18 protein-coding genes and 2 pseudogenes are annotated in these 22,847 nt (G+C 46.8%); 14 read left to right on the forward strand and 6 right to left on the reverse strand.

Going from position 1 to position 22,847, the window contains the following annotated elements; all coding sequences use genetic code 11:
- Nucleotides 1-27: 27 nt before the first annotated feature.
- The 7 genes from AC2VDX_RS22200 (at nt 28) to upp (ending at nt 8,757) form a co-directional block, all read left to right on the forward strand.
- Entirely contained in the window at nt 28-1,356 is a 1,329-nt protein-coding gene (locus AC2VDX_RS22200) for an ABC transporter substrate-binding protein (protein ID WP_378185366.1), read from the forward strand.
- 276 nt (nt 1,357-1,632) lie between these two features.
- Nucleotides 1,633-2,544 (forward strand): carbohydrate ABC transporter permease, encoded by a 912-nt coding sequence (locus tag AC2VDX_RS22205; protein ID WP_378185450.1) that lies wholly within the window; start codon nt 1,633-1,635, stop codon nt 2,542-2,544.
- A gap of 3 nt (nt 2,545-2,547) precedes the next feature.
- On the forward strand, nt 2,548-3,432 hold the full coding sequence (locus tag AC2VDX_RS22210) for a carbohydrate ABC transporter permease (protein ID WP_378185364.1): 885 nt from the start codon (nt 2,548-2,550) through the stop codon (nt 3,430-3,432).
- A 146-nt stretch (nt 3,433-3,578) separates the two neighbouring features.
- On the forward strand, nt 3,579-4,676 hold the full coding sequence (locus AC2VDX_RS22215) for an ABC transporter ATP-binding protein (RefSeq protein ID WP_378185362.1): 1,098 nt from the start codon (nt 3,579-3,581) through the stop codon (nt 4,674-4,676).
- Between the two features lie 755 nt (nt 4,677-5,431).
- A complete protein-coding gene (locus AC2VDX_RS22220) occupies nt 5,432-6,706 on the forward strand; it encodes a GTP cyclohydrolase II (RefSeq protein ID WP_378185360.1) in 1,275 nt (424 codons plus the stop codon).
- Between the two features lie 42 nt (nt 6,707-6,748).
- Entirely contained in the window at nt 6,749-7,984 is a 1,236-nt protein-coding gene (locus tag AC2VDX_RS22225) for a URC4/urg3 family protein (RefSeq protein ID WP_378185358.1), read from the forward strand.
- Between the two features lie 137 nt (nt 7,985-8,121).
- Nucleotides 8,122-8,757: a uracil phosphoribosyltransferase gene (gene upp / locus AC2VDX_RS22230; protein WP_378185356.1), complete on the forward strand. Its 636-nt coding sequence runs from the start codon at nt 8,122-8,124 to the stop codon at nt 8,755-8,757.
- Between the two features lie 10 nt (nt 8,758-8,767).
- Here upp and AC2VDX_RS22235 read toward each other — a convergent pair whose 3' ends face one another.
- Both AC2VDX_RS22235 and AC2VDX_RS22240 read right to left on the reverse strand, forming a co-directional pair.
- Complete coding sequence (locus tag AC2VDX_RS22235) at nt 8,768-9,427, reverse strand: HAD family hydrolase (RefSeq protein ID WP_378185354.1); 660 nt, start codon at nt 9,425-9,427, stop codon at nt 8,768-8,770.
- The gene (locus tag AC2VDX_RS22240) at nt 9,424-10,359 is read right to left on the reverse strand and encodes an ABC transporter permease (RefSeq protein WP_378185352.1); all 936 of its coding nucleotides are present in this window, start codon (nt 10,357-10,359) and stop codon (nt 9,424-9,426) included. The genes AC2VDX_RS22235 and AC2VDX_RS22240 overlap by 4 nt, the downstream gene beginning before the upstream one ends.
- 140 nt (nt 10,360-10,499) lie before the next feature.
- Between AC2VDX_RS22240 and AC2VDX_RS22245 the strand changes: the two are divergent.
- Nucleotides 10,500-11,718: pseudogene (locus tag AC2VDX_RS22245) on the forward strand (RNA-guided endonuclease InsQ/TnpB family protein).
- Here the strand turns inward: AC2VDX_RS22245 and AC2VDX_RS22250 are convergent.
- Nucleotides 11,698-12,762, reverse strand: a complete 1,065-nt coding sequence (locus tag AC2VDX_RS22250) for an ABC transporter permease (RefSeq protein ID WP_378185350.1) — start codon at nt 12,760-12,762, stop codon at nt 11,698-11,700. The pseudogene AC2VDX_RS22245 and the gene AC2VDX_RS22250 sit on opposite strands and share 21 nt — an antisense overlap.
- 258 nt (nt 12,763-13,020) lie before the next feature.
- On the opposite strand from AC2VDX_RS22250, the pseudogene AC2VDX_RS22255 reads away from it, so the two are divergent.
- Nucleotides 13,021-13,209, forward strand: a pseudogene (locus AC2VDX_RS22255) (thiolase family protein); the annotation flags it as partial.
- Between the two features lie 59 nt (nt 13,210-13,268).
- Here the strand turns inward: AC2VDX_RS22255 and AC2VDX_RS22260 are convergent.
- From AC2VDX_RS22260 to AC2VDX_RS22270, 3 genes are all read right to left on the reverse strand, one after another.
- A complete protein-coding gene (locus AC2VDX_RS22260) occupies nt 13,269-14,399 on the reverse strand; it encodes a CO2 hydration protein (RefSeq protein WP_378185348.1) in 1,131 nt (376 codons plus the stop codon).
- A 209-nt stretch (nt 14,400-14,608) separates the two neighbouring features.
- A complete protein-coding gene (locus AC2VDX_RS22265; protein WP_378185346.1) occupies nt 14,609-16,123 on the reverse strand; it encodes an NADH-quinone oxidoreductase subunit M in 1,515 nt (504 codons plus the stop codon).
- Between the two features lie 93 nt (nt 16,124-16,216).
- Nucleotides 16,217-18,088, reverse strand: a complete 1,872-nt coding sequence (locus AC2VDX_RS22270) for an NAD(P)H-quinone oxidoreductase subunit F (protein ID WP_378185344.1) — start codon at nt 18,086-18,088, stop codon at nt 16,217-16,219.
- 676 nt (nt 18,089-18,764) lie between these two features.
- On the opposite strand from AC2VDX_RS22270, the gene AC2VDX_RS22275 reads away from it, so the two are divergent.
- The 5 genes from AC2VDX_RS22275 (at nt 18,765) to ccmN (ending at nt 22,776) form a co-directional block, all read left to right on the forward strand.
- Nucleotides 18,765-19,073 (forward strand): carbon dioxide-concentrating mechanism protein CcmK, encoded by a 309-nt coding sequence (locus tag AC2VDX_RS22275; RefSeq protein WP_378185342.1) that lies wholly within the window; start codon nt 18,765-18,767, stop codon nt 19,071-19,073.
- Nucleotides 19,074-19,206: 133 nt separating this feature from the next.
- Nucleotides 19,207-19,548 carry a carbon dioxide-concentrating mechanism protein CcmK gene (locus AC2VDX_RS22280; RefSeq protein WP_190412142.1) on the forward strand — a complete coding sequence of 114 codons (342 nt, stop codon included), beginning with the start codon at nt 19,207-19,209 and terminating at the stop codon, nt 19,546-19,548.
- Nucleotides 19,549-19,637: 89 nt separating this feature from the next.
- Nucleotides 19,638-19,940, forward strand: a complete 303-nt coding sequence (gene ccmL, locus AC2VDX_RS22285; RefSeq protein WP_378185341.1) for a beta-carboxysome shell vertex protein CcmL — start codon at nt 19,638-19,640, stop codon at nt 19,938-19,940.
- A gap of 31 nt (nt 19,941-19,971) precedes the next feature.
- Complete coding sequence (gene ccmM / locus AC2VDX_RS22290) at nt 19,972-21,981, forward strand: beta-carboxysome scaffolding protein CcmM (protein WP_378185339.1); 2,010 nt, start codon at nt 19,972-19,974, stop codon at nt 21,979-21,981.
- 63 nt (nt 21,982-22,044) lie between these two features.
- On the forward strand, nt 22,045-22,776 hold the full coding sequence (ccmN, locus tag AC2VDX_RS22295) for a beta-carboxysome scaffolding protein CcmN (RefSeq protein ID WP_378185337.1): 732 nt from the start codon (nt 22,045-22,047) through the stop codon (nt 22,774-22,776).
- Nucleotides 22,777-22,847 lie beyond the last annotated feature (71 nt).

Consider the following 22,847-nt stretch of genomic DNA (forward strand, 5'->3'; position numbering starts at 1 on the left):
ATTAAACCTCTGCTTGATCGAGCAACAATGTTGTATCGCCAATCGGTAAACCAACTGCGAAAATTCCTACCAAACCTCCGATATTTGCGTCACTTTGGGGTATGGCTGGCTCTTTTCTTGGGCATCGTACTGTTTAGCTGGATAGTGATGGCTCAGCAGCCAGTCACCCTCAACCTGTTGCTGCCTGCCCCTGATGCCCCACCCTTGCAGCGGATGATCAAAGACTTCGAGGCAGACAATCCAGGCATTCGCATCAACATCGTTGAAGGTCCTAATGCCGCCAACTTGGTTGAAGACCTCTATACATCTGCTTTCATCTTGGGAGAATCTCCTTATGACCTGGTGGTCATGGATATCATCTGGACGCCAAAATTTGCGGCGGCTGGTTGGCTGCTAGACCTCAGCGACCGAATTTCCCAAGAAGAATTGGCAGCATTTTCACCCAATGATGTAGCAGGGGGACGTTACGAAGGCAAGCTGTACCGGCTGCCAATTCGTTCTGATGCTGGGATGCTCTACTACCGGAAAGACTTGCTAGCAGAAGCAGGATTGCAGCCGCCAGAAACATTTCAAGACTTGATAGCAGCGTCCATTGCCTTGCAGAAGGCAGGAAAGGTAAATTGGGGCTACGTCTGGCAGGGTCGCCAATACGAAGGATTGGTGGCAATGTTTATGGAAGTCCTCGAAGGCGCTGGTGGCTTCTGGGTGAATCCCGACACGCTGGAAGTTGGGTTAGATCGACCCGAAACTTTAAGAGCCATCGAGTTTTTGCGCGACACTGTTCAGGAGGGTATTGCCCCGCCTGGGGTGACAACCTACCACGAAGAAGATACCCGACGCTTCTTCCAAAACGGTCAGGCAGCATTTTTAAGAAGTTGGCCTTATGTCTGGCCTTTAGCGAATGAAGAGACTTCGCCAATCAAGGGAAAAATTGGGATTAAACCGATGGTTCACGTCCCCGGTCAAAATGGGGCGGCTTGCCTAGGCGGCTGGGGTTTTGGAATTTCTAAATCCTCTCGACATCCAGAGGCAGCCTGGAAAGCGATTCAATACTTTACCAGTAAAGAAACACAGCGGCGATTTATTTTGCAAGAAGGCTATCTGCCCAGCCGACGGGAATTATTTACAGACCCAGAGATTGTAGCTAAATACCCCCACTTCCCGCAGATTTTGGAGGTGGTGCAAAGAGCCGTCTTACGTCCGCAGATTGCACAATATGCCCAAGCCTCTGATATTTTGCAACGCTACCTTAGCGCCGCGCTCACAAACCGGACGAGTCCTGAAAGAGCAATGCAAGCTGCCGCTAATGAAACGCGCCGACTCCTCAACGCGGGTCAAGCGAAACCGTCGGCATAACAAGGCAACCCTGTAAAAGGCAAAAGTAAATTAAATAGGACTTACGCAACATCACCACATAGTAAGGGCAACCACAGGGGGATTGAACCGACAAGAACGCTATATGTATAAGCTTTGCGTAAGTCCTGCACTGAAAAATCGTAGGTTGGGTAGAGTGTAAACGAAACCCAACAAACTGCACCAGTGCTGGGTTTCGTTGCCTCAAAGGGAGCCTACACATCCGAGATTTGGATAGTCTTTCAGGAGTTAGCATTTTTAATTTTTACTTTTGACTTCATGATGAACCTGCATACAATCCGAGGTCGGGAACAACGCACGGGCTGGATCTTAATACTGCCCGCCTTGCTTGTGCTTTTATTTGTCTATGGCTACCCGATTGTCCGGGCATTCTGGTTGAGTTTGTTTACTAAGAACCTGGGAACAAAGCTGCAACCTGTCTTCACGGGTCTGGATAATTACGGGCGGATGGCGGGGGATGGTCGTTTCTGGCAGAGTTTCTGGACGACGACAGTATTCACTACCTCAGCCGTAATTATCGAGCTATTGCTAGGGCTGGGAATCGCTCTGGTTCTGAATCAGAAATTTCGGGGAAGAAGCTTGGTGCGAACTACGGCTATCTTACCGTGGGCGTTGCCGACTGCTCTGATTGGTCTTGCCTGGGTTTGGATTTTTAACGACCAGTTTGGAGTTGTCAACGATATCCTTAGGCGAGTCGGTCTAATTGAAGGTGGGATTAACTGGCTGGGAGAGCCGACGCTGGCATTGATGGCGGTGATTTTTGCCGATGTTTGGAAAACAACGCCGTTTATCAGTATTCTGCTGTTGGCTGGGTTGCAGTCGATTTCGCCAGACCTCTACGAAGCCCATTCGATTGATGGAGCAACCCCTTGGCAAAACTTCACTAGGATTACGCTGCCGCTACTGATGCCGCAAATCTTGATTGCACTGCTGTTTCGGTTTGCCCAATCTTTCGGAATTTTCGACTTGATTACGGTGATGACGGGTGGCGGGCCTGGAGGTGCGACGGAAGTAGTCTCGCTGTACATCTACTCCACCGTGATGCGCTACTTAGACTTTGGTTATGGTGCGGCGCTGGTGGTAGTGACATTTATGTTGCTGATTGTAGCGGTAGCGATCGCTAGTTTGTTGCTCAGTCGGTCTCGTGCCAAAACTTCAGGAGCCGCTTAAGTTATGACTATAATTCCACAAGAACGCCCAACCACTCCAACCCCAACCAGGGAAAAAAAAATTCCCTGGAAAAAAATCTTAATGCCGGTAGCAGTTGCCTTAGTCTTGATCTTCTCCCTAGCGCCAGTTTTATGGCAACTGCTGACTTCATTCAAGGTCAATGAAGATATTGCCGCCGTTCCCACGGTCTATTTTCCCACTCGATACACGTTCAGTCACTACATTGAGTTATTCGCTCGTCGTCCGTTTGGGCGCTACATTTTAAATAGTGCCTTCGTCTCGATTACTTCCACCGCTCTGGCTTTAGCAATTGGGGCACCCGCTGCTTACGCTCTCGCACGATTGCATCTTTGGGGCGGCAAAATTATCCTCGGCGGTGTCCTGATCGTTACTTTATTCCCTGGAATTTTATTGTTTTTGGGACTGTTAGAAATTGTCCAGGTATTGCACTTGGGTAACAACTATTTGGCGCTGATAATTCCCTATACCGCCATCAATTTACCGCTGACCATTTTAGTGCTGCGAAGCTTTTTCGAGCAATTGCCAAAAGATTTGGAAGATGCTGCTAAAGTCGATGGCTACAATACTTTCCAAATGCTGACGCAAATCTTACTGCCGATGACGGTTCCAGCTTTGGTAACGACTGGGATTCTCACCTTTATTTTTGCCTGGAACGAGTTTATCTTTGCCCTTACCTTTATTACTCGTGAAGATATGAAGACGATTCCGGTTGGGGCTGCTCAATTAGGCGGTGCGTCGCTATTTGAAATTCCATACGGGCCAATTGCTGCGGCTACCGTTTTGGGGACTTTGCCCCTGGTTTTACTGGTGTTGTTCTTCCAGCGTAAGATTGTCCAAGGTTTAACGGCGGGTGCTGTTAAAGGATAGAGTTAGGAATTTTGAGTTTTGGGTTTTGAATGGATCGCTCAAAACTTAAAAACCATAACTTTTACCAGACTGAGCCAGAAAACGAGGTGTAAAAACTTTCAAACTTCAACTTTCTTCAACCTTCAACCTTCAACCTGTTTAAAATTATGGCTAGACTCGAACTCCAAAACTTAAATAAGACATATAATCCTAAAGTTATTCCGGTCAAAGACGTTAGCTTGAGCGTAGAAGATGGTGAGTTTCTCACTTTACTTGGACCTTCTGGATGCGGTAAATCTACCATTTTGCGGTTGATTGCGGGTCTGGAAGAACCCACTCGCGGTCGGGTCTCGATCGGGGATAAAGATGTCACGAACTTGCGACCGGGCGATCGCAACATTGCAATGGTATTTCAAAGCTATGCCCTTTATCCTCACATGACGGTGTACGAAAATATCGGTTCTGCTCTCAAACTGCAAAAAACACCCTCTGAAGAAATTAAACAACGGGTGGCAGAAGCCTCAAGAGTATTGGGATTAGACGAATTAATGAGCCGCAAACCGGGTCAAATGTCTGGCGGACAACGGCAGCGGGTCGCCCTAGCACGGGCTTTGGTACGCCGCCCTCATGTCTTTTTATTAGATGAACCCCTGAGTAACCTGGATGCGCTGTTGCGGGAAAACGTCAGGGCCGAAATTAAGCAACTATTTGAAGCTCAACACGTTCCAGTTGTTTACGTCACCCACGACCAGACAGAAGCGATGACTCTTTCTAGCAAAGTGGCTGTTCTTAATAAGGGCGACGTGCAGCAACTTGACCCTCCCGAACGTATTTATAATAATCCGGCAAATCTATTTGTGGCTGGGTTTGTGGGCAGTCCCCAGATGAATTTGTTAACGCTGCCTTGCCAAGAAAATTCCGCGATGCTGGGTAATTTTAGAATACCGCTGCCGGAAGTTCCTACAGTGCCGCCTCAGATTGTGTTGGGGATTCGTCCGGAAAATGTTCGCATTGCACAACCAGAAGATAGAAACACCGTTCGGGGTCGGGTGTATTTGGTAGAAAACTTGGGGATGCACAACTTAGTTAGCGTGCGGGTTGAGGCGCAGGCAGAACCCACGACAATTCGTACCTTGTTACCGACCGCTCAAAACTGGAGTGGCGAAGATGTAACGCTGGCATTGCCACTTCAGAATATCCACTGGTTTGATGTGCAGACGGGGGATGCTGTTTTTAGACGGCAACCACTGGCGATTGGGCGTTAGGAAACAATAAAAGTTCATTGTGCAATCAGAAAAAATTTTTGCGGCAATATTATCAGTAATTTGATAGCTGTAAAACGCTTCTAAATGTAAAGAGGGATCTGGATTTTCGCGCCCAGAAACATCATTTTCAATTGATTTGGACGGTTGAGCGATCGCAAATTTTAGCAGATTACCGAGTCCACCGACATCGGGCAAAACAAAGCTCAAAGCCCAAGTAAATATTTTGGCGTCGCTACCTTTATTAGGGTCGGATTTAGCACGAGCATTAATTAACTCCGTCCAGCCGGAAATGTTGAAGTTCAGGACTTACGCAAAGCTTATATATATAGCGTTTTGTAGGGGCAATCCCCTGTGGTTGCCCCCCAGATGTGGTGATATTTGCCTAAGTCCTGAGTTATTGTAGTGCGGGGATAATCTGCCGCGATCGCGTGGGTAAAGTTTACTCATAAAGCCTAACTAGCACTGAAAATCCCATACAAAACTTAGGGGAGAAAAGGTTAAGCACAAACGTTTGCATGGATGAATTCATGGGAGTATAGCGATAGGATTAGATTTCTATTAAGTTAATTTAAAAATCAGTAAATTGGGCAAATTTGTAGCAAATAATACTAAATGAAAGGGTAGCAACCACAAACAGATTTGGCTGTGCAGGATACTCTAAGAGCCAAAATCACCTTGCTATGATCAGAGCTTATTTCCACTCCCCTGCTTAGATTGCCCTGGACGACATCTTGAGTGCATCTTGTGAGCTATTTATGGAAAACCCAAAAAAAGTATCTTCCCATAAGCATATTGTTTTAACATCCCATCCGGGTAAATCGGGTAAAAAATCGGTTTCTATCCATTGGGGAGAAAGCGATCCGATTAAACGAGGGCCAATTATTGGGACATTAGCTAACCCAAATCAACGGAATGCAATTGGCACGCATTCGGGATCTTATGCCGTTTATCGGGCACTAGCGATCGCATCTGGCGCACTTCAGGCAAATCACCGCGCCGATTTAACTAATACCTCTCCGGTTGTTCGCATTGGGTCATACCCCAGTTGGGCAGATGCGAACAAAATTGTCTCACTCGATCCATTTGGAGCAATCGTGGGCGAAGTTTACACTTCATTTTATGAAGAGGGATACGATATTCGCCCCACTATTGCTGTCACCAAAGCTCACATTAATATGCCGGAATTGCAAGATTCTGTGGCAAAAGGGCGCTTGCAAGTTGACGGTCAAATTATCAAAAGTAACGGCAATTTAGTTGTAACAAAGGTAGCAATCGATCCAGTTTGGTATTTGCCCGGTATTGCCAAGCGACTCAACATTGAAGAAAGCGATTTGCGTCGCATTCTCTTCCAGCAAACGGGTGGGATGTTCCCAGAATTGGTGACGCGCCCAGATTTACACGTATTCTTACCACCGATTGGCGGCACGACGATTTATCTGATTGGCGATGTCGCAGCAATTACAGATCCCAACCGACTGCTTGCCGTGCGGGTACATGATGAATGCAACGGTTCAGATGTGTTTGGTTCCGATATCTGCACTTGTCGCCCTTATTTGGTGCATGGCATTGAAGTCTGCATCCAGACGGCACAAGCAGGCGGCGCGGGGGTGATTGTCTATTTCCGCAAAGAAGGTCGTGCCTTGGGCGAAGTTACTAAATTTTTAGTTTATAATGCCCGCAAACGTCAGGAAGGAGGCGATCGCGCGGATGCCTACTTTGCCCGTACTGAATGTGTGGCGGGACTTCAAGATATGCGGTTTCAAGAACTGATGCCGGATGTGTTGCATTGGCTGGGAATTACCCGAATTGACCGCTTGGTGTCGATGAGCGATATGAAATATAACGCAATTACAAATTCTGGCATTGAGGTAATCGAACGTATTCCGATTCCTGATGATTGGATTCCAGAAGATGCGTGGGTGGAAATTGCTGCCAAGCAAGCCGCCGGTTACTATACGTCGGGAGAAGTGCCCACTGCGACAACTCTGGCAGAAATTAAGGGACGGGGTTTAGGGGATGAGGATTTTTAACGCTCTCGGTATGCAAAGTTAATGTTTGCGTTTTAATTGTTTATGAGCAATTCTGAACAGGAAGCGATCGCATATTTGAGGAGTTTGGCGGCAATTCGGGAAAGATGCGATCGCATCTTTGTTTTAGGCTGTGAAGACAAACTTCGTTACTTTGGAGTTGATTTAACGCAGTTAGACAAATGCGCTGATTATGTTATCGGGGTGATGCGCGATGATTATCCCGATCTCGACATTCCTTTTCACAGTCGCTGGCGACATTTTGAAGTCGGAAATGTGCCTCGTCTTTTGGAACTCGAACAAGCTTTAATGGGACTCACTCGATTAGAAAAAGCTAAAGTTAAGTTTGATTTGGCGATCGTTAGCGTCTTATTGGATGCAGGTGCGGGTGCAGATTGGCAGTATTGCGAACTAGAAATGGGACAAGTGTTTCGGCGTTCGGAAGGTTTAGCGGTGGCTAGCTTCCGAATGTTTTTTCAAGGTGCTTTTTCTAGTAACCCGAAATCACTATTACAGGTAGATGCTGATGGACTCCTAAAGTTAAGAGAACCCGCTTTAGCGCAGGGTTTCCAAGTGAGTGAAAAAAATCCGCTGGTAGGGGTGGAAGGGCGTGTTAAGCTGCTACAGCGTTTGGGACAAGTACTCAGCCAAAATCCCAAGTTTTTTGGCACGGAAAACCCGCGTCTTGGCAATCTAGTCAATTACCTGCTGGATAAGAGCAATCATGGAGAACTGCCTGCTAGTAAGGTGTTGAATGCGGTTTTGGAGGGATTGGGGGAAATTTGGTCGGGGAGACTAGCGATCGCTGGGGTAAACTTAGGCGATGTCTGGATTCATTCAGCTTTACTGGGAGATAAGAAAAGCGACAATTATGTGCCGTTTCACAAACTCTCTCAGTGGTTAACTTACTCTCTTTTAGAACCACTTCAGGAACTCGATTTGGAAATCACTGGACTAGACGAACTTACAGGTTTACCAGAATATCGTAACGGCGGTTTATGTCTAGATACTGGACTGTTACAAGTCAAAGATTCAGCAGTTTTGCAGGAACGTTACCCAGTTGGTTCTGAGGTAATTGTAGAGTGGAGGGCTTTAACGATTAGTTTGTTGGATAGAATTGCGACAACTATTCGGCAAAAGCTGAATATGACTGCTGATGAATTACCACTGGTAAAAGTTTTACAAGGAGGAACTTGGAGTGCGGGGAGAAAAATTGCCGCACAATTACGAGAAGGCGGCGTTCCCCCAATTAAAATTGAGAGTGATGGAACCGTGTTTTAATAGAAATTATCTGGCGAATAGAATTTGCGGCTATACAAAATAAGCCCACCTACGCGGGCTAAAAGGAATTTTTGCTCATTTTTTGAGCCTGCGTAGGCAGGCTTTGTCTATGGGCATCTTTGGAGAGGAATTTATTAATGAATGCTGAAGTCACTGTAATCGAACATCCCTTGATCCAACATAAATTGACCCTGATGCGGCAAACGGAAACCAGCACGGGAAAATTCCGCAATCTTCTAAAAGAAATCGGGATGTTGTTAGCTTACGAGGTGACGCGAGATTTGCCACTGAAATATGAAGAAATTAAGACGCCTATCGCCCCCATGTTGGCACCCATGCTTGCTGCTGAAAAGAAGATGGTAATTGTCTCAATTATGCGGGCAGGACAGGGGATTTTAGATGGAATTTTGGAACTGATTCCTTCCGCAAGAGTGGGACATATTGGTTTATATCGCGACCCTACAACTCATGTGGCGATTGAGTATTATTTTAAGGTTCCTAATGATATTGAGCAGCGAGATATTTTGGTTGTCGATCCAATGTTGGCAACCGGAAATTCAGCCGTCGCTGCGATTGACAGAATTAAGGAAGTAAGCCCGATGTCAATCAAGTTTTTGTGCTTGCTGGCAGCACCAGAGGGGATTGCACACTTACGCCTTGAACACCCGGATGTGCCTATCTATACGGCTGCAATTGACGAAAAATTAGATGAACACGGTTATATTGTCCCAGGACTTGGGGATGCAGGCGATCGCTTGTACGGGACAAAGTAGCGATTTGCGCTTAGGGTTTGATGATTGAAATCAGTTCGGAAATATCGTTCGCGACAAAAGTTGGGTTGAGTGCTAAACATTTTGCGCGATCGCCATAGCCATAAGCAGCCCAACCAGCATCTAATCCAGCATTTTTAGCAAACATTAAGTCTACATGACTGTCGCCAAAAACTAAAACTTCTTTATTTTGAATGTCTGGATAAATCGGCTGGATGACTGAGTGGAATAAGCTTGCATCCGGTTTGGTTGGCGTTTGTCCGTCATCGCCTATAACCAGATCGAAGTCAGTATTAATTTTTAGCTTTTCTAAGGCAAGCTTTAAAAACTTAGTGTGTTTGACGCTAACAATTGCTAAGTTCAAACCCTCGGAGGATGCAGCTTGAATCACTTGCTTCACTCCCGAAAATAAATCGATTTTTAATAAACCTTCTGTTTGATAAAAGTGTCTGTAAGTTTGAATCCATGTATGAATTTCTTTGGGCGCGATCGCTGGATGAAAAATCGGGAAAGCCTCGGCAAGGGTGATGCCAATTACTGAGCGAATCTGTTCTTCATCTGGCGGGTCGATGTTAAAGGTCTGAAAGGTTTTGATAACGCAGGATATGATAGCTGGATGCGTAATTGCTAAAGTGCCATCAAAGTCAAAAATAATTAACTGATATCGACTCATTGTTCGCGACTTTCGGGAATGTAAGGAACACCGAGGGCGCCGGGAGGTGTGGATTTGCCAGCTAATCCTACTAGCGCCAACAGGGCAATGACATAAGGCAACATTACCAAAAATTGATAGGGAATATTCAGATTAAAGGCTTGAATTCGCAGTTGCAAAGCTTCTGTAGCACCGAACAACAGGCAAGCTAAAGCAGTGCTGACGGGATGCCATCTGCCAAAAATTAATGCCGCAAGGGCGATAAAACCTTTTCCCGCACTCATATCTTCTACAAAGAATCTTACATGAACTAATGTTAGATAAGCTCCTCCTAAACCGGCGAGACAACCGCTGAGAGTGACTGCAACATAGCGCACCTTGGTGACAGAAACTCCGGCAGTATCAGCAGCACGGGGATATTCTCCAACGGCGCGTAAGGACAAGCCTAAACTTGTGCGAAATAACACGTATGTACTCAGGGGAATTAACAGAAATAGTAAGTAAATTAATGGGTCTTGATTGAAGAGGAAATTACCAATAATCGGAATATTTTGCAATCCGGGAATGCCGATGATTTGAATGCCTGGTAGTTGCTGCGCCTGACCGCTATTAAATAAAACACGCGACCAGAAAGAAGTCAATCCCGCTGCTGTAAGATTGATTGCAAGTCCAGATACTAATTGATCGACGCGCCAGGTAATGCATAGATAGGCATGAAGCAGTCCTACTAAGCCACCAACTATGATTGCTAACAGCATTCCCAGCCAAACATTGCCGGTAAAAAATGCTCCGGCGGCGCTAGCAAATGCCCCGGATAGTAACATTCCTTCTAGTCCAATATTTAGCACTCCTGAACGTTCGGAAAAAAGTCCGCCAAGGGCAGCAAATGCTAAGGGTACTGAGAGGCGCAAGCTGGCAATTAGGTAATCGGTGAAAAAGTTGAGATTGTCCATGCTGAATCAGGAACCTTTCCCCCAACCCACTAGGTGCAAGGGGAGGGGAGTAATTTTCCCTCTTCCCTACGAGGGAAGGGGGTTAGGTTTTTATGTCCTATACACGATATCATATAAATAGGTCGAAAAAGGAAAATAAAATGTTAGTCCTGGAATACAAAGTTAAAGGTAAAAAACATCAATATATGGCTATCGACGATGCTATCCGTACTACTCAATTTGTTCGCAACAAAGCGATTAGATATTGGATGGATGCGCCAAGAGAAGCGAAGATTGATAAATTTGCCCTTAACAAGTACAGTACAGAATTACGTAAAGAATTTCCCTTTGTTGCTCAACTAAACTCAATGGCTGTACAGTCAGCCGCAGAACGCGGGTGGTTTGCTATATCTCGCTTTTACGATAATTGCAAGTCTAAAAAGTCTGGGAAGAAAGGATATCCCAGATTCCAAAAAGATTGTCGTAGCGCTGAATATAAAACTTCGGTTTGGAAGCTTCATCGAACTAAAAGACGCATCACTTTTACTGACAAAAAAGGTGTTGGCGAAGTAAAGCTTTTGGGCAAATGGGATATCCAATCTTACAATCTCAAAGATATCAAACGAGTCAGATTAATTCGTCGTGCAGACGGATATTACGCTCAATTCTGCATTGGGATTAATGTAGTAGATATCCAACCTAAAACAGGCGCTGAAATCGGATTAGATGTCGGAATTGAAAGTTTCTATTCTGACAGCAACGGGCATCATGAACCCAACCCCAAGTTTTTGAGAAAGGCTGAGAAAGCTATTAAACATTCTCAAAGAAGCATTTACAAAAAGGTAAAAAGTTCGTCGGGTAGACGCAGAGCAAGAAAAGTCTACGCCAAAAAACACCTGAAAGTAAGTAGGCAACGTATAGAACATGCTAAGAAAATAGCACGTTGCGTAGTCAAGTCTAACGACTTAGTAGCCTATGAAGATTTGCGTGTTTCTAATATGGTCAAATATGGTCAAAAACCATTGTTTAGCAAAATCAATTAGTGATGCTAGCTGGTATTTGTTTCGACAATGGTTGGAATATTTCGCTGTTAAGTTTGACAAAATAGCTATTGCTGTACCGCCTCATTACACATCCCAAAAGTGTAGTAGCTGTGGCGTAATCGTCAAAAAGTCTCTATCAACCCGTACCCATAAATGTGTTTGTGGATGTGAGTTGCATAGAGATGTAAATGCAGCGTTAAATATTCTAAAACTTGCAAGACTTGCTAGGGATGGGCAATCCCGAAGTAACGCTAAGGGACTAGTGACCTCTACGCTAATTGGTGAAAACCTGTTAGAGCAAGTAATTAGGAAGAACTTAGAATCCCCGTGCTTTTAAGCCGGGGAGTGTCAACTTAATTTGACGTTCAACTGCAAAACTAATTGCAATGAACAAAACAGTTAAACCCTGGATGGCGTAAACTACGGTGAAGGGGACGTTGGCGCTGCGTTGCATGACGTTGGCGCCGCTGCGGAGGATACCGAAAAAGAGGGAAGTGAGGACGATACCGGCGAGATTACCACGACTGAGGAGGGCGATCGCGATCGCATCAAATCCATATCCCGGTGAAAAGCGGTCGAATAGTCGATATTTCAGCCCCATAACTTCACCAGCACCCGCCAGTCCTGCTAATCCTCCAGCTAACGCCATTACAGCGATAATGGTACGTTCTACTGACATCCCCGCATAACGGGCGGCTGTGGGATTTTGTCCTACGGCTTCGATTTGGTATCCTAAAGGCGATCGCGTCAGCAACACCCACAATATTCCTGTAGCGAATAATCCGATAAAAATCCCTGCATGAGCTTGAGTTTGGGGCAAAATAATCGGTAATCGGGCAGATTCTGCAATTAGCGCTGAATAGGCACTCGGCGCACCCGGTTCCTTCATCGGATTACTCACCAGATATCCCACAAAGTTCAGCGCCACATAATTAAGTAGCAGCGTGGTAATCACTTCATTCACACCCCGCACCGCTTTCAGATAACCCGGAATCCATCCCCAAATTGCCCCTAGTAAAAATCCCCCCAGCAGCGCCAGCGGTAGGTGAATTAATGGGGATAATCCTTGCAGATACAACCCCACCAAGGCGCTACCGAGTCCCCCCATATAAATTTGCCCTTCTGCGCCAATATTGAACAAACCCGCCTTCAAAGGCACCAGCACCCCCAAACTGGCTAACAGCAAGGGTGCGGTTTTGGCGATTGTATTGGCAAAGCCGTAGTAGTCGGCGAGAGATTCTTTAAATAGAATGCCGTAGGCGGTGATGGGGTTCACCTTTGCCAGCAAGATAAGAACAGCGCCGACGATGAGGGCGGATGCGATCGCTACCAGCGGCGATAAAATTGGCAGCAGTACAGGTTGAATCCGATTTGTTGTCATAACTGTGGGACTTCGCCAAGACTCCCACAGACTGAAGTCTGGGGCTATACAAACTCAGCCTGCTCCCGTCAGGCTGAGAATAATTTCAGGACTTACGCAAATATCACCACATAGTAAGGGCAACCACGGGGGGATTGAACCGACAAGAACGCTATATGTATAAGCTTTGCGTAAGTCCTGATTTTTGTATTTTAGACCGCGCTGGCGGTCTTTGTTTGTGTAGCTACGACTTCAGTCGTCAGGCAACAGTTTAACTTAGCAGCGATCGCTACCGAACAAGACTGGTTCAAGCAGGAGATCGCACCAATAAAAATCGAGGGCAAAAAAGGATTGCAACTCGTGGACAAAGATGAGGGAATTCGCCCCGAAACCACCTTGCAGAGTCTTGCCAAGCTAAAGCCTGCTTTTAGGGAAGAGGGGGTCACTGCTAGCAACAGCAGTCAGATAAGGGCATGAAACTGCCATGCCCTTACTTCTCAAATCAATGTTAACCAGTAATGGACTCTTTAACTATTCACATCATTTAAGCGCGAGCTGATAAACCGATCCATCCACTTCGCTAAATAAGCTTGATTCGCTGACTGCTCAGATGGATCGGTGGTGTCAATGGGGTAGGGTGCCAGTCCCAAAATTGCGGCAGTCGTAACGCAAAACATCGACTTTTGGAAACTGATGCAAATTTGCACCCGCAAATCATCTTCTCCTCGACGGCTGCGACGGTAAAACTCGTGCAGATAGTCTGGGATAAAATGACGCATATCTTGCATCAGCTGCGTCGGTGGAATTCCAGCACCGCCAATCGGCAACGGATCGGCATAGAGAGCGCCATATTCAAATCTACTTTGATCTGGAGAAATTTGCTGAGCCTGGGCATTATAGGAAACCGTTCCTAGAAAAGGCGTCCCTCTAAAGAAAATCGTTTCCACATAGGGTACAGCGACATCGGGCAAAAAGGTTAACCCGGCTGATTTGGGAATGATGTCATAAACTTTTTCTTGAATTTCTACTGAGTAAGTAATCGGCAAAGCAGCCGCTGCGACCAAACCTGCCAGGATATGTTCTACCACATCAGGGATTGATTTGATTTCTCCCCGGTCATAGCAGTCAGATAAAGTGAGAAACATTTCGCTCATCACCTGCCAGAATTGACCTAGAGCGCTGTAATAAACTTGCTGACGGACTTGTTCGAGCAAAAACTCTGGAAACAGGTTGTGCAGTCCTCTAATGGGCAAGTTTGTTTTAATTTTGGCTTCGATTGCGGTTCTCGCGTGCTGGTAAAACTCCGGCGAATCTAGGTAAGCATCCAAACTACCGCCGCCGTGCCAGAACATCACCTTCATCACGTACTCGGCGTACTCATAATTAATCCGGTCGTGCCACCAATGGCGCAGCAACTTCTTTAAAGTAATCTCGCCATTGAAGTACTTAAAGAAGGGAAACAGCACTAAGAATTGACGATCGGCAATGTAGAGGAGATTTTTATAATAAGCATCCAGCACGATTCCATAGCTTTTGAGAATGCCGACGACTTCTACTAAGTTTTCTGGCGTATCAGCAAGTAAAGCTTCTCCAGATTGCAGCCGGTTAATATACGCTGCTAGAGGGTGAGTTGAACGTTTTAAAGCGGTGCTTGGCATGAGAGTTATTCGTAACCGTAAAATGTGTATGAAAAAAGTAAAAGAGGAAATATTTTCACAACTGCCCAGTGGTTGAACTCTCCCCCGACCCCTTCCCTTGCTCTTAAGGGGTGTAGTTTTCTCCTTAAGAGTAAAAAACATTTATTCTGCTTCCTTCTCCTTTTAGAAGATCGTTAGGGAGAGATAAGAAGAAAGTTGGGTGTGTAGGTCTAAGGTTCGGTTTTGATATCCACCGATTTAGCGACAGGAGAAACTTCCGCGACCATACTCGACCTGTCGAGCATTGCTGTCATCGTGGATTCACTCCAACGCACCATCCAGTTAGGCTGTATTCCCAGGATGACAATCAGGACAGCTAAAAGCATCGCCGGGTAGCGATCGCTCCACTGCACAGGTGGCAGATTTACAGCTTTTTCAGACAGTCGTCCGAAAAAGACGCGGTTCACCAAAAGCAAAAAGTAAACGGCGGTTAAGCCTGTCCCTACCATACACAGGAGGGTTTGAGTCGGATACACGGGGAAACTGCCCCGGAACACCAAAAATTCCGCAATAAAACCTACCATGCCGGGAATACCGGAACTTGCCATTACCCCTACTATCATCAAGCTACCAATCAGGGGCAAGCCGCGTTCTGGGTTGAGCAAACCCTTGAGAGCGTCTATATCGCGGGTGCCTGTCTTGTTGTAAACGACGCCTACCAGCAGAAACAACAGCGATGAAATTAAGCCGTGAGAGATCATTTGGAAGACGGCTCCCATCAGACTCAGAGGGGTGGCGGCAGCTGCTGCCAACAGGATGTAACTCATGTGAGCAATGGAGCTATAAGCCACCATTTTTTTCATATCTTTTTGAGCGATCGCATTGAATGCACCATACAACACGCTCACTACCGCCCAAGTCGCCAACCAAGGTGCCACAACCGCCCACGCTTCGGGAAACAAACCCAACCCAAACCGCAGTAACCCATAGGTTCCTAACTTCAATAACACACCAGCCAACAGGACTGAAACTGGCGTTGAGGCTTCTACGTGAGCATCCGGCAACCAAGTGTGGAAGGGAACTAAAGGAATTTTGATGCCAAAACCCACCAAAATTCCTGCCAACAACAGAAATTGTGTCCCCAATGGTAGGGACAGGGCATACAATTTTTCAAATTCAAATGTAGAGGCACCGCTGAGCAAAACTAACCCAAAGAAAGATGCCAAAATTAGAATTCCAGAAATTGCCGTATAAATGAGAAACTTGGTGGCTGCGTAGCCTCGCCGTTGACCTCCCCAGATAGCAATCAACAGATACAGTGGAATCAGTTCCACCTCATAAAACAGGAAAAATAACAGCAAATCCTGTGCTAAAAAGGCACCAGAAACAGCGCCATTCAACACTAAAATTAGAGCGTAATAGAACCGAGGTCGCCCAATAGATTCATTTGTGCTGTAAAGCGCTATTCCTGTTAAAAGACTATTTAAAACCAGCAAAGGCAAAGACAAGCCATCCACACCGAGATGATAGGTCAATCCTAAAACATCAATCCAAGGGAGGAACTCCGAAAACTGTAACAGTCCCTCTGTATATTGAAACTGAGTCACTAGGACAATAGACCAAATAAAGACACCAGCAATAACTGCCAAAGCCACTTTCCGGGAGACTTGGGGGTTCATAGTTCCGGGCAAAAACCCGATTATCGCAGCGCCTAATACCGGCAACCAAATCAAAGCACTGAGCATACTAAGGAACTGGTAATTTGTAATTTGTAATTTGTAGTTGGTAGTAAGGGTAAGAGGTAATGGATAATTGGTGATTCCATTACCTCTTACCGCTTACCAATTACCGAAGGACAACTCGGAACTCAAAACACTTAAAATTGGCCAGAGCATGAGAATGCTTAAAACGCTTAACCCCAGGAGGATAGTTAGTAAATAAAACTGGGACTGCCCGGTAGCGTTGTACTTCAAGCTTTGCCCGCTAAAAATTGTGGCAATGCCAACCAAGTTAACGAATCCATCTACCACATAGCGGTCAATCCATGCATTTAATCGGGAAAGTCGGTCAACTGCAAAAACGACACTTACGCGGTAAAGTCGGTCAATGTAAAAGTCATAAGCAAACAAGTCTTGCAGGAATCTAAAGGGAATCCCAACGGGTCTAGACCAAGTTCTGGGTAGATAAATAACGCTTCCTAGACCCGTGCCGATTAAGCCGGAGATAACCAGTAGCAGCAACGCTTGTTTGTTGAGGTATTCCCAATCAGGCAGCAATGTCAACCGCTGCATCATCACAGGGACTAGCAGTGTTACTACGATCAAAGACACCATTGGCACAGCCATAGGCCAAGGTACCTCTGGTGCCCTGCGAGTTTTTGCCTGGGGTTCGCCCAAGAAAACCAGACGAAACACGCGAGTTAAATTTACGGCGGTCAGGCAGTTAACTAAGAGCAAGACTACCACTAGCCAGGGTTGGTTTGTCAAAAAGTCATCAATCCCCAAGCGCATCGCCCAAAAGCCTCCCAAGGGCAGTAGTCCGACTAATCCAGCACTACCGACCAAAAAGGAGATGGTGGTAGCTGGCATCCGCGACCAGAGACCACCCATTTCGGTAAGGTTTTGGTTGTTGGTGGTGATGATGACGGAACCGATACTCATGAACAATAACGCTTTGGCGATCGCATGAGCAAACAGCAACATCAGGGCGAAACCCGTCCATTGCAACCCGACGGCGATAAATACTAAGCCCAAGTAAGCGCTGGTGGAATGGGATAAAGCTCGTTTAATATCAATTTGAGCGATCGCTACCAACGAAGCACCAATCGCCGTCATTGTGCCAATCGCCACCAAGGTAGCCGAAGCCACCGGCGAAAGTATTAAGATTGGCTGAAGTTTAATCAGCACATAAGCACCGCAAGCCACCACGACAGAGTTTCGCAAGATTGAAGCGGGGTTAGGCCCTTCCATCGCCTCATCTAGCCAAAGATGCAGCGGGAATTGGGCACATTTTCCCACAGGTCCCGCAATCAATGCCAATCCTAACAACGTGGATGTTACTGGCGATAAGGTAGCCGTTTCCGCCCACTCATATAAATCGGGAAAATCTAAGGTTCCTGCTAAAGTCGCTAGCGCTACCACCCCCATCAACAGCAAGATGTCTCCCACTCGCTTGGTTAAGAAGGCATCTCGCGCTGCTGTCACCACTAGGGGCTGAGCATACCAGAACCCTACCAGTAAATAAGTGGAAAGGGTCAGCACTTCCAACAGGGCATAGGTGAGAAACAAAGAGTCACTAATTGCTAAGCCACTCATCGCCCCTTCAAAAAATCCCATCAGGGCAAAGAAGCGAGCTAATGCCCAGTCTTTTTCCATGTATCCCAAGGCAAACAGTTGAGCTAAAAGGCTTAAACCCGTCACTAGCTCCATTGCCCCAACACTCACGGCTGAGATATCCAAAGCAAATGTCAGGTCTAAATCTGCGACTTGCAGCCAGTGGAATACAAGCTTCTGAGGCTCTTGATTCCAGGTACTTCTGAAGACAATCGTGCCGTGTACAAACGCCAAGATAGTCATCAACACGTTAAAGTAAGCCGCTGGTCGCGGGCCTGTCCGACGAATAAATCCAGTTGACCACGGCAGGGTAAGAATTGCCCCCATTAATCCATAGAAAGGCACCCACCAACTTGTCTGGGTGAGAAACTCTGTCATATTAGGAAAGCCCTTGCTATTTCAACATCAATCAACTTGCTCACCAAGAGGCACCCGGAAGCGGTTCTCGCGGCAACCTATGGCGGTCTTGTAAACGTCTGATTAATATGTTTATTTTTTTTTCAGTATGACGTTTTTTTGCTGTAAATTAACACTTAGGAACTCCAAAAATTATTTATACTCATCTCAATCCCTCCTTCTAGCTGTTAAAAACATCGGTATGTTTACCTACTATACCTATGTTTATAAAGCAAATTTGAAAAACTTATACCTTAAAAAGCTTGGGCTTGTTGGTGTCTAGGTTTGACACGGACTTCAGCCCTGGAAAATATTTCAATTTTTCTTGAAACTCCCCCAGAGTAAGGTTTACAGGCGATATCCTGTAAAGTATTCAAAAGTAATAAAGAAATTATAAAACATAAGTAAGCATTCCAGAAACGGATGAGCTTTTATTGAGGAGATACGCCATTTTAATAACGACCGTTAAGTTTTCTTAAACTCTTTAATATAAAAATATCATAATAGTTTATATTGTCAAGTAAGCCTCGCTTCTCTATGCTTAATGATGCGAGGCTAAGCGATAGTTCTTGATCTGAAAGAATGGGTATCCTCGTCAAAATTTTACGGGAAGTACAAATTAAGGCGAGTAGAGGTCACTCTAGGTAGGAGATAATAGATGCCAATTGCGGTTGGAATGATTGAAACCAAAGGCTTTCCAGCGATTGTAGAAGCTGCGGATGCGATGGTTAAAGCGGCTCGCGTTACACTGGTAGGCTATGAAAAAATTGGCAGTGCCAGGGTAACGGTAATTGTTCGGGGGGATGTCTCTGAGGTGCAGGCGTCAGTGTCCGCTGGAGTGGATGCAGCCAAGCGTGTGAATGGCGGAGAAGTTCTGTCCACCCACATCATTGCGCGTCCTCATGAGAACCTTGAGTATGTGCTACCGATTCGTTACACGGAACTCGTCGAACAGTTCCGTACTTAAGTAGGGTCAAGACGCCAGCATCGCTCTTGTGGCGGTGTTGTTTGCCTTATATTAGGTCGCGTCTCAACTCGAAACTCTCACACATACCAAGCTTTCAAGTCAAAACACTTAAATTTAGCGAAGGAAGAAAGGCATGGCAATTGCAGTTGGAATGATTGAAACACTAGGCTTTCCTGCCGTTGTGGAAGCTGCTGATGCGATGGTCAAAGCTGCCCGCGTCACGTTAGTGGGTTATGAAAAAATCGGCAGCGGTCGCGTCACCGTGATCGTGCGGGGAGATGTCTCGGAAGTGCAAGCTTCTGTATCGGCGGGGGTTGATTCCGTGAAGCGAGTGAATGGCGGTCAAGTATTGTCCACTCACATTATTGCGCGTCCCCACGAGAACCTGGAGTACGTTCTGCCCATTCGTTACACCGAAGCTGTTGAACAATTCCGGGAAAGTGTCAGTGGCATTCGTCCTTTCAACAGACCGTAAGATTAGGTCACGGGTAAGGGGTAATGGGTCATCGGTAATCGGAAAAGACCTTCCCAATTACCTTTTTCCCTTTTTCCCAATTACCGAAAATGCAAATTGCTAAGGTTCGTGGCACGGTTGTTAGTACCCACAAAGAGCCTAGTCTTCGAGGCGTCAAGCTACTGCTGTTGCAATTCATCGATGAAGAGGGACAGCTCCTACCACAATACGAGGTAGCTGGCGATCAGGTAGGCGCTGGTTTTGATGAGTGGGTTCTGGTAAGCCGTGGGAGTGCTGCCCGGATTGTAGATGGCAGCGAAAAGCGTCCTCTTGATGCGATGGTGGTGGCGATTATTGACACGGTCAGTGTAGAAAATCGCCTCCTGTACAGCAAGAAAGAACAATATCGTTAGTTACTTTGTTCAGTTAGTGAGGTTTAGAGATATGGCAGCCCGCAACTTTGCGGCTCCCCCGACCCCTTGGTCAAAAAGTTTGGCGGAACCGAAAATTGATGCCAGCGCTTACGTGCATTCTTTTTCCAACATTATTGGAGATGTGCGGATTGGGTCTAATGTGTTAGTGGCACCAGGAACTTCGATCCGGGCTGATGAAGGAGCGCCATTTTACATCGGCGAAGGCACGAATATCCAAGATGGTGTGGTAATTCACGGTTTGGAACAAGGTCGAGTCGTTGGGGATGACAATCAGGAATACTCGGTGTGGGTAGGGAAGAATGCTTCCTTAACCCATCTGGCTTTGATTCACGGCCCAGCTTATGTCGGGGAGAATTGCTTTATTGGCTTCCGCTCTACGGTATTTAACGCTAGGGTGGGGAAAGGCTGCATTGTGATGATGCACGCCTTGATTCAGGATGTAGAGATTCCTCCAGGAAAGTACGTACCTTCGGGAGCGGTGATTACCAATCAGCAGCAAGCTGACCGCCTATCGGATGTGCAAACACAAGATACCGAGTTTAGCCGCCATGTAGTTGGGATTAATGAGGCGCTAAGAGCTGGCTATTTGTGTGCTGGAGATGTTGCGTGTATTACACCAATTCGGGATGAGTTGAATCCACCTAACCAAGCCAACAGCGATCGCCGTCCTGCTGCATCAGTATCGACGAGTGCCACTTCCAGCGGCGACTTGGCTCAACAAGTACAAAGCCTGCTGAATCAAGGCTACAAGATTAGTACCGAATATGCGAACGAACGCCGCTTCCGCACCAGTTCCTGGACGAGTGGGACAGCAATCGAAGCTCGGTCGGCGTCGGAAGCGATCGCTGCTTTGGAAGCGACACTTGCCGAACACCCAGGGGAATACGTGCGCTTAATTGGCATAGATTCTAAAGCTAAGCGGCGGGTTCTAGAGCAAATTATCCAACGTCCCAACCAGAAGGCACCCACACAAGCCAAAGCAACTAAAACTGCTAACACTAAATCTAATAACGGTAGCGCCCAATCACCGGCTCAGACAGCCAGCTCACAGATGAGCGGCGACTTGGCACAACAAGTGCAAAGCTTGCTGAATCAAGGCTACAAGATTAGTACCGAATATGCGAACGAACGCCGCTTCCGCACCAGTTCCTGGACGAGTGGGACAGCAATCGAAGCTCGGTCGGCGTCGCAAGCGATCGCAGCTTTAGAAGCGATCGTCGCCGAACACCCAGGGGAATACGTGCGCCTAATTGGCATTGACTCCAAAGCAAAACGGCGGGTGCTAGAGCAAATTATCCAACGTCCCAACGGGCAGGCACCCACACAAGCCAAAGCAACTAAAACTGCTAACACTAAATCTAATAACGGTAGCACCCAATCACCGGCGAACACAGCTAGCTTCCAGGGTGGGGACTTGGCACAACAAGTGCAAAGCCTGCTGAATCAAGGCTACAAGATTAGTACCGAATATGCGAACGAACGCCGCTTCCGCACCAGTTCCTGGACGAGTGGGACAGCAATCGAAGCTCGGTCGGCGTCGCAAGCGATCGCAGCTTTAGAAGCGATCGTAGCCGAACACCCAGGGGAATACGTGCGCTTGATTGGCATCGACTCCAAAGCCAAACGGCGGGTGCTAGAGCAAATTATCCAACGTCCCGACGGCGCACCCACTCCCAAGAGTGCCAAAACTGCCCCAGCGAATAGTTACACCAGCGCCCCGCAAATTGAGAATAGTTCTCTGTTAAATTCAGAGGCGGTTGAGCAGGTGCGAAATATATTGGCTCAAGGCTACAAGATTGGCACGGAACACGCCGATGAGCGCCACTTCCGCACCAGTTCTTGGCACACTTGCTCTCCGATTGAAACCAATCGGGAAGCAGAAGCGATCGCTGCCTTGGAAGCTTGCATGACTAGCCACGTCGGGGAGTACGTGCGCTTCTTTGGAATTGACCCCAAAGCCAAGCGTCGCGTCAACCAACCGTTGCTGATTCAACAGCCAGCTAAGAGCGGTAGCCGCTAAAGCAAGGATGAAGAATGTGAAGGATGAAGGATGAAATTTTTCATTCTTGATCCTTCCGCAAGGATGAAGGATCAAGAAAAATTAAATTCTTGCTCCTTCAGCCAAAAGTTATTTCGCCACTCCTTACTTTCTAGCCCCATGCACTTGCCGCTACTGCCGCCACTTAGCAACTCTCAAGTTTATGTGAAAGGGGATGTAAGCATTGATGACAGTGCTGCGATCGCTCCGGGAGCGATCCTGCAAGCAGCTCCAGACAGTAAAATTATCATTGCTGCGGGTGTCTGCATCGGCATGGGAACCATTCTTCATGCCCACCAAGGCACCATAGAAGTGGAAACAGGGGCAATATTGGGAGCTGGCGTCCTCGTCGTCGGCAAAGGCAAGATTGGTGCTAATGCCTGCATCGGTGCCACGACGACGATTTTGAACAGTAACGTGGAGTCTTGGCAAATCGTGCCACCGGGTTCTCTGTTAGGAGATAACACTCGTCAAATTGCCGACACCCCAACTGCGGACACACCAACTGCCGCTTCCAGTGAGGCTGTCTCAGATCCGCCAGCGAACCAAGAGGACTTCCCCGCAGCATCGACTGGCGAGGAAACTCAAAATGGGCAAGCGATCGCTTCTACTCTCTCCACATCAAGCAGCGAAGACACCCCTAAGGAGCTAACGCCGCCATCTCCAGCTGCTGGTACTCCAGTCTATGGACAAGCAAACCTCAATCGGCTGCTGACGACTTTGTTTCCTCACTATAAATCCGCCAACCACCCCCCCAAAGACACTCAAAGTTCATAGTTTTGACTTTTGGCAGTTATCAGCACTAACAATTATCAACTAATCTGTGACTGTGGGCATACTAAAGTTAG

It is taken from the genome of Coleofasciculus sp. H7-1, from assembly GCF_057473865.1.

Excerpts from the sequence above, each read along its gene's own strand:
- AC2VDX_RS22240 (WP_378185352.1), bottom strand. The coding sequence starts at position 10,359 with ATGGACAATCTCAACTTTTTCACCGATTACCTAATTGCCAGCTTGCGC.
- ccmM (WP_378185339.1), top strand. The coding sequence starts at position 19,972 with ATGGCAGCCCGCAACTTTGCGGCTCCCCCGACCCCTTGGTCAAAAAGT.
- AC2VDX_RS22235 (WP_378185354.1), bottom strand. The coding sequence starts at position 9,427 with ATGAGTCGATATCAGTTAATTATTTTTGACTTTGATGGCACTTTAGCA.
- AC2VDX_RS22250 (WP_378185350.1), bottom strand. The coding sequence starts at position 12,762 with ATGACAACAAATCGGATTCAACCTGTACTGCTGCCAATTTTATCGCCG.
- AC2VDX_RS22220 (WP_378185360.1), top strand. The coding sequence starts at position 5,432 with ATGGAAAACCCAAAAAAAGTATCTTCCCATAAGCATATTGTTTTAACA.
- AC2VDX_RS22265 (WP_378185346.1), bottom strand. The coding sequence starts at position 16,123 with ATGCTCAGTGCTTTGATTTGGTTGCCGGTATTAGGCGCTGCGATAATC.
- AC2VDX_RS22275 (WP_378185342.1), top strand. The coding sequence starts at position 18,765 with ATGCCAATTGCGGTTGGAATGATTGAAACCAAAGGCTTTCCAGCGATT.
- upp (WP_378185356.1), top strand. The coding sequence starts at position 8,122 with ATGAATGCTGAAGTCACTGTAATCGAACATCCCTTGATCCAACATAAA.
- ccmL (WP_378185341.1), top strand. The coding sequence starts at position 19,638 with ATGCAAATTGCTAAGGTTCGTGGCACGGTTGTTAGTACCCACAAAGAG.
- AC2VDX_RS22200 (WP_378185366.1), top strand. The coding sequence starts at position 28 with ATGTTGTATCGCCAATCGGTAAACCAACTGCGAAAATTCCTACCAAAC.
- AC2VDX_RS22260 (WP_378185348.1), bottom strand. The coding sequence starts at position 14,399 with ATGCCAAGCACCGCTTTAAAACGTTCAACTCACCCTCTAGCAGCGTAT.
- ccmN (WP_378185337.1), top strand. The coding sequence starts at position 22,045 with ATGAAGGATCAAGAAAAATTAAATTCTTGCTCCTTCAGCCAAAAGTTA.
- AC2VDX_RS22225 (WP_378185358.1), top strand. The coding sequence starts at position 6,749 with ATGAGCAATTCTGAACAGGAAGCGATCGCATATTTGAGGAGTTTGGCG.
- AC2VDX_RS22280 (WP_190412142.1), top strand. The coding sequence starts at position 19,207 with ATGGCAATTGCAGTTGGAATGATTGAAACACTAGGCTTTCCTGCCGTT.
- AC2VDX_RS22215 (WP_378185362.1), top strand. The coding sequence starts at position 3,579 with ATGGCTAGACTCGAACTCCAAAACTTAAATAAGACATATAATCCTAAA.
- AC2VDX_RS22205 (WP_378185450.1), top strand. The coding sequence starts at position 1,633 with ATGATGAACCTGCATACAATCCGAGGTCGGGAACAACGCACGGGCTGG.
- AC2VDX_RS22210 (WP_378185364.1), top strand. The coding sequence starts at position 2,548 with ATGACTATAATTCCACAAGAACGCCCAACCACTCCAACCCCAACCAGG.
- AC2VDX_RS22270 (WP_378185344.1), bottom strand. The coding sequence starts at position 18,088 with ATGACAGAGTTTCTCACCCAGACAAGTTGGTGGGTGCCTTTCTATGGA.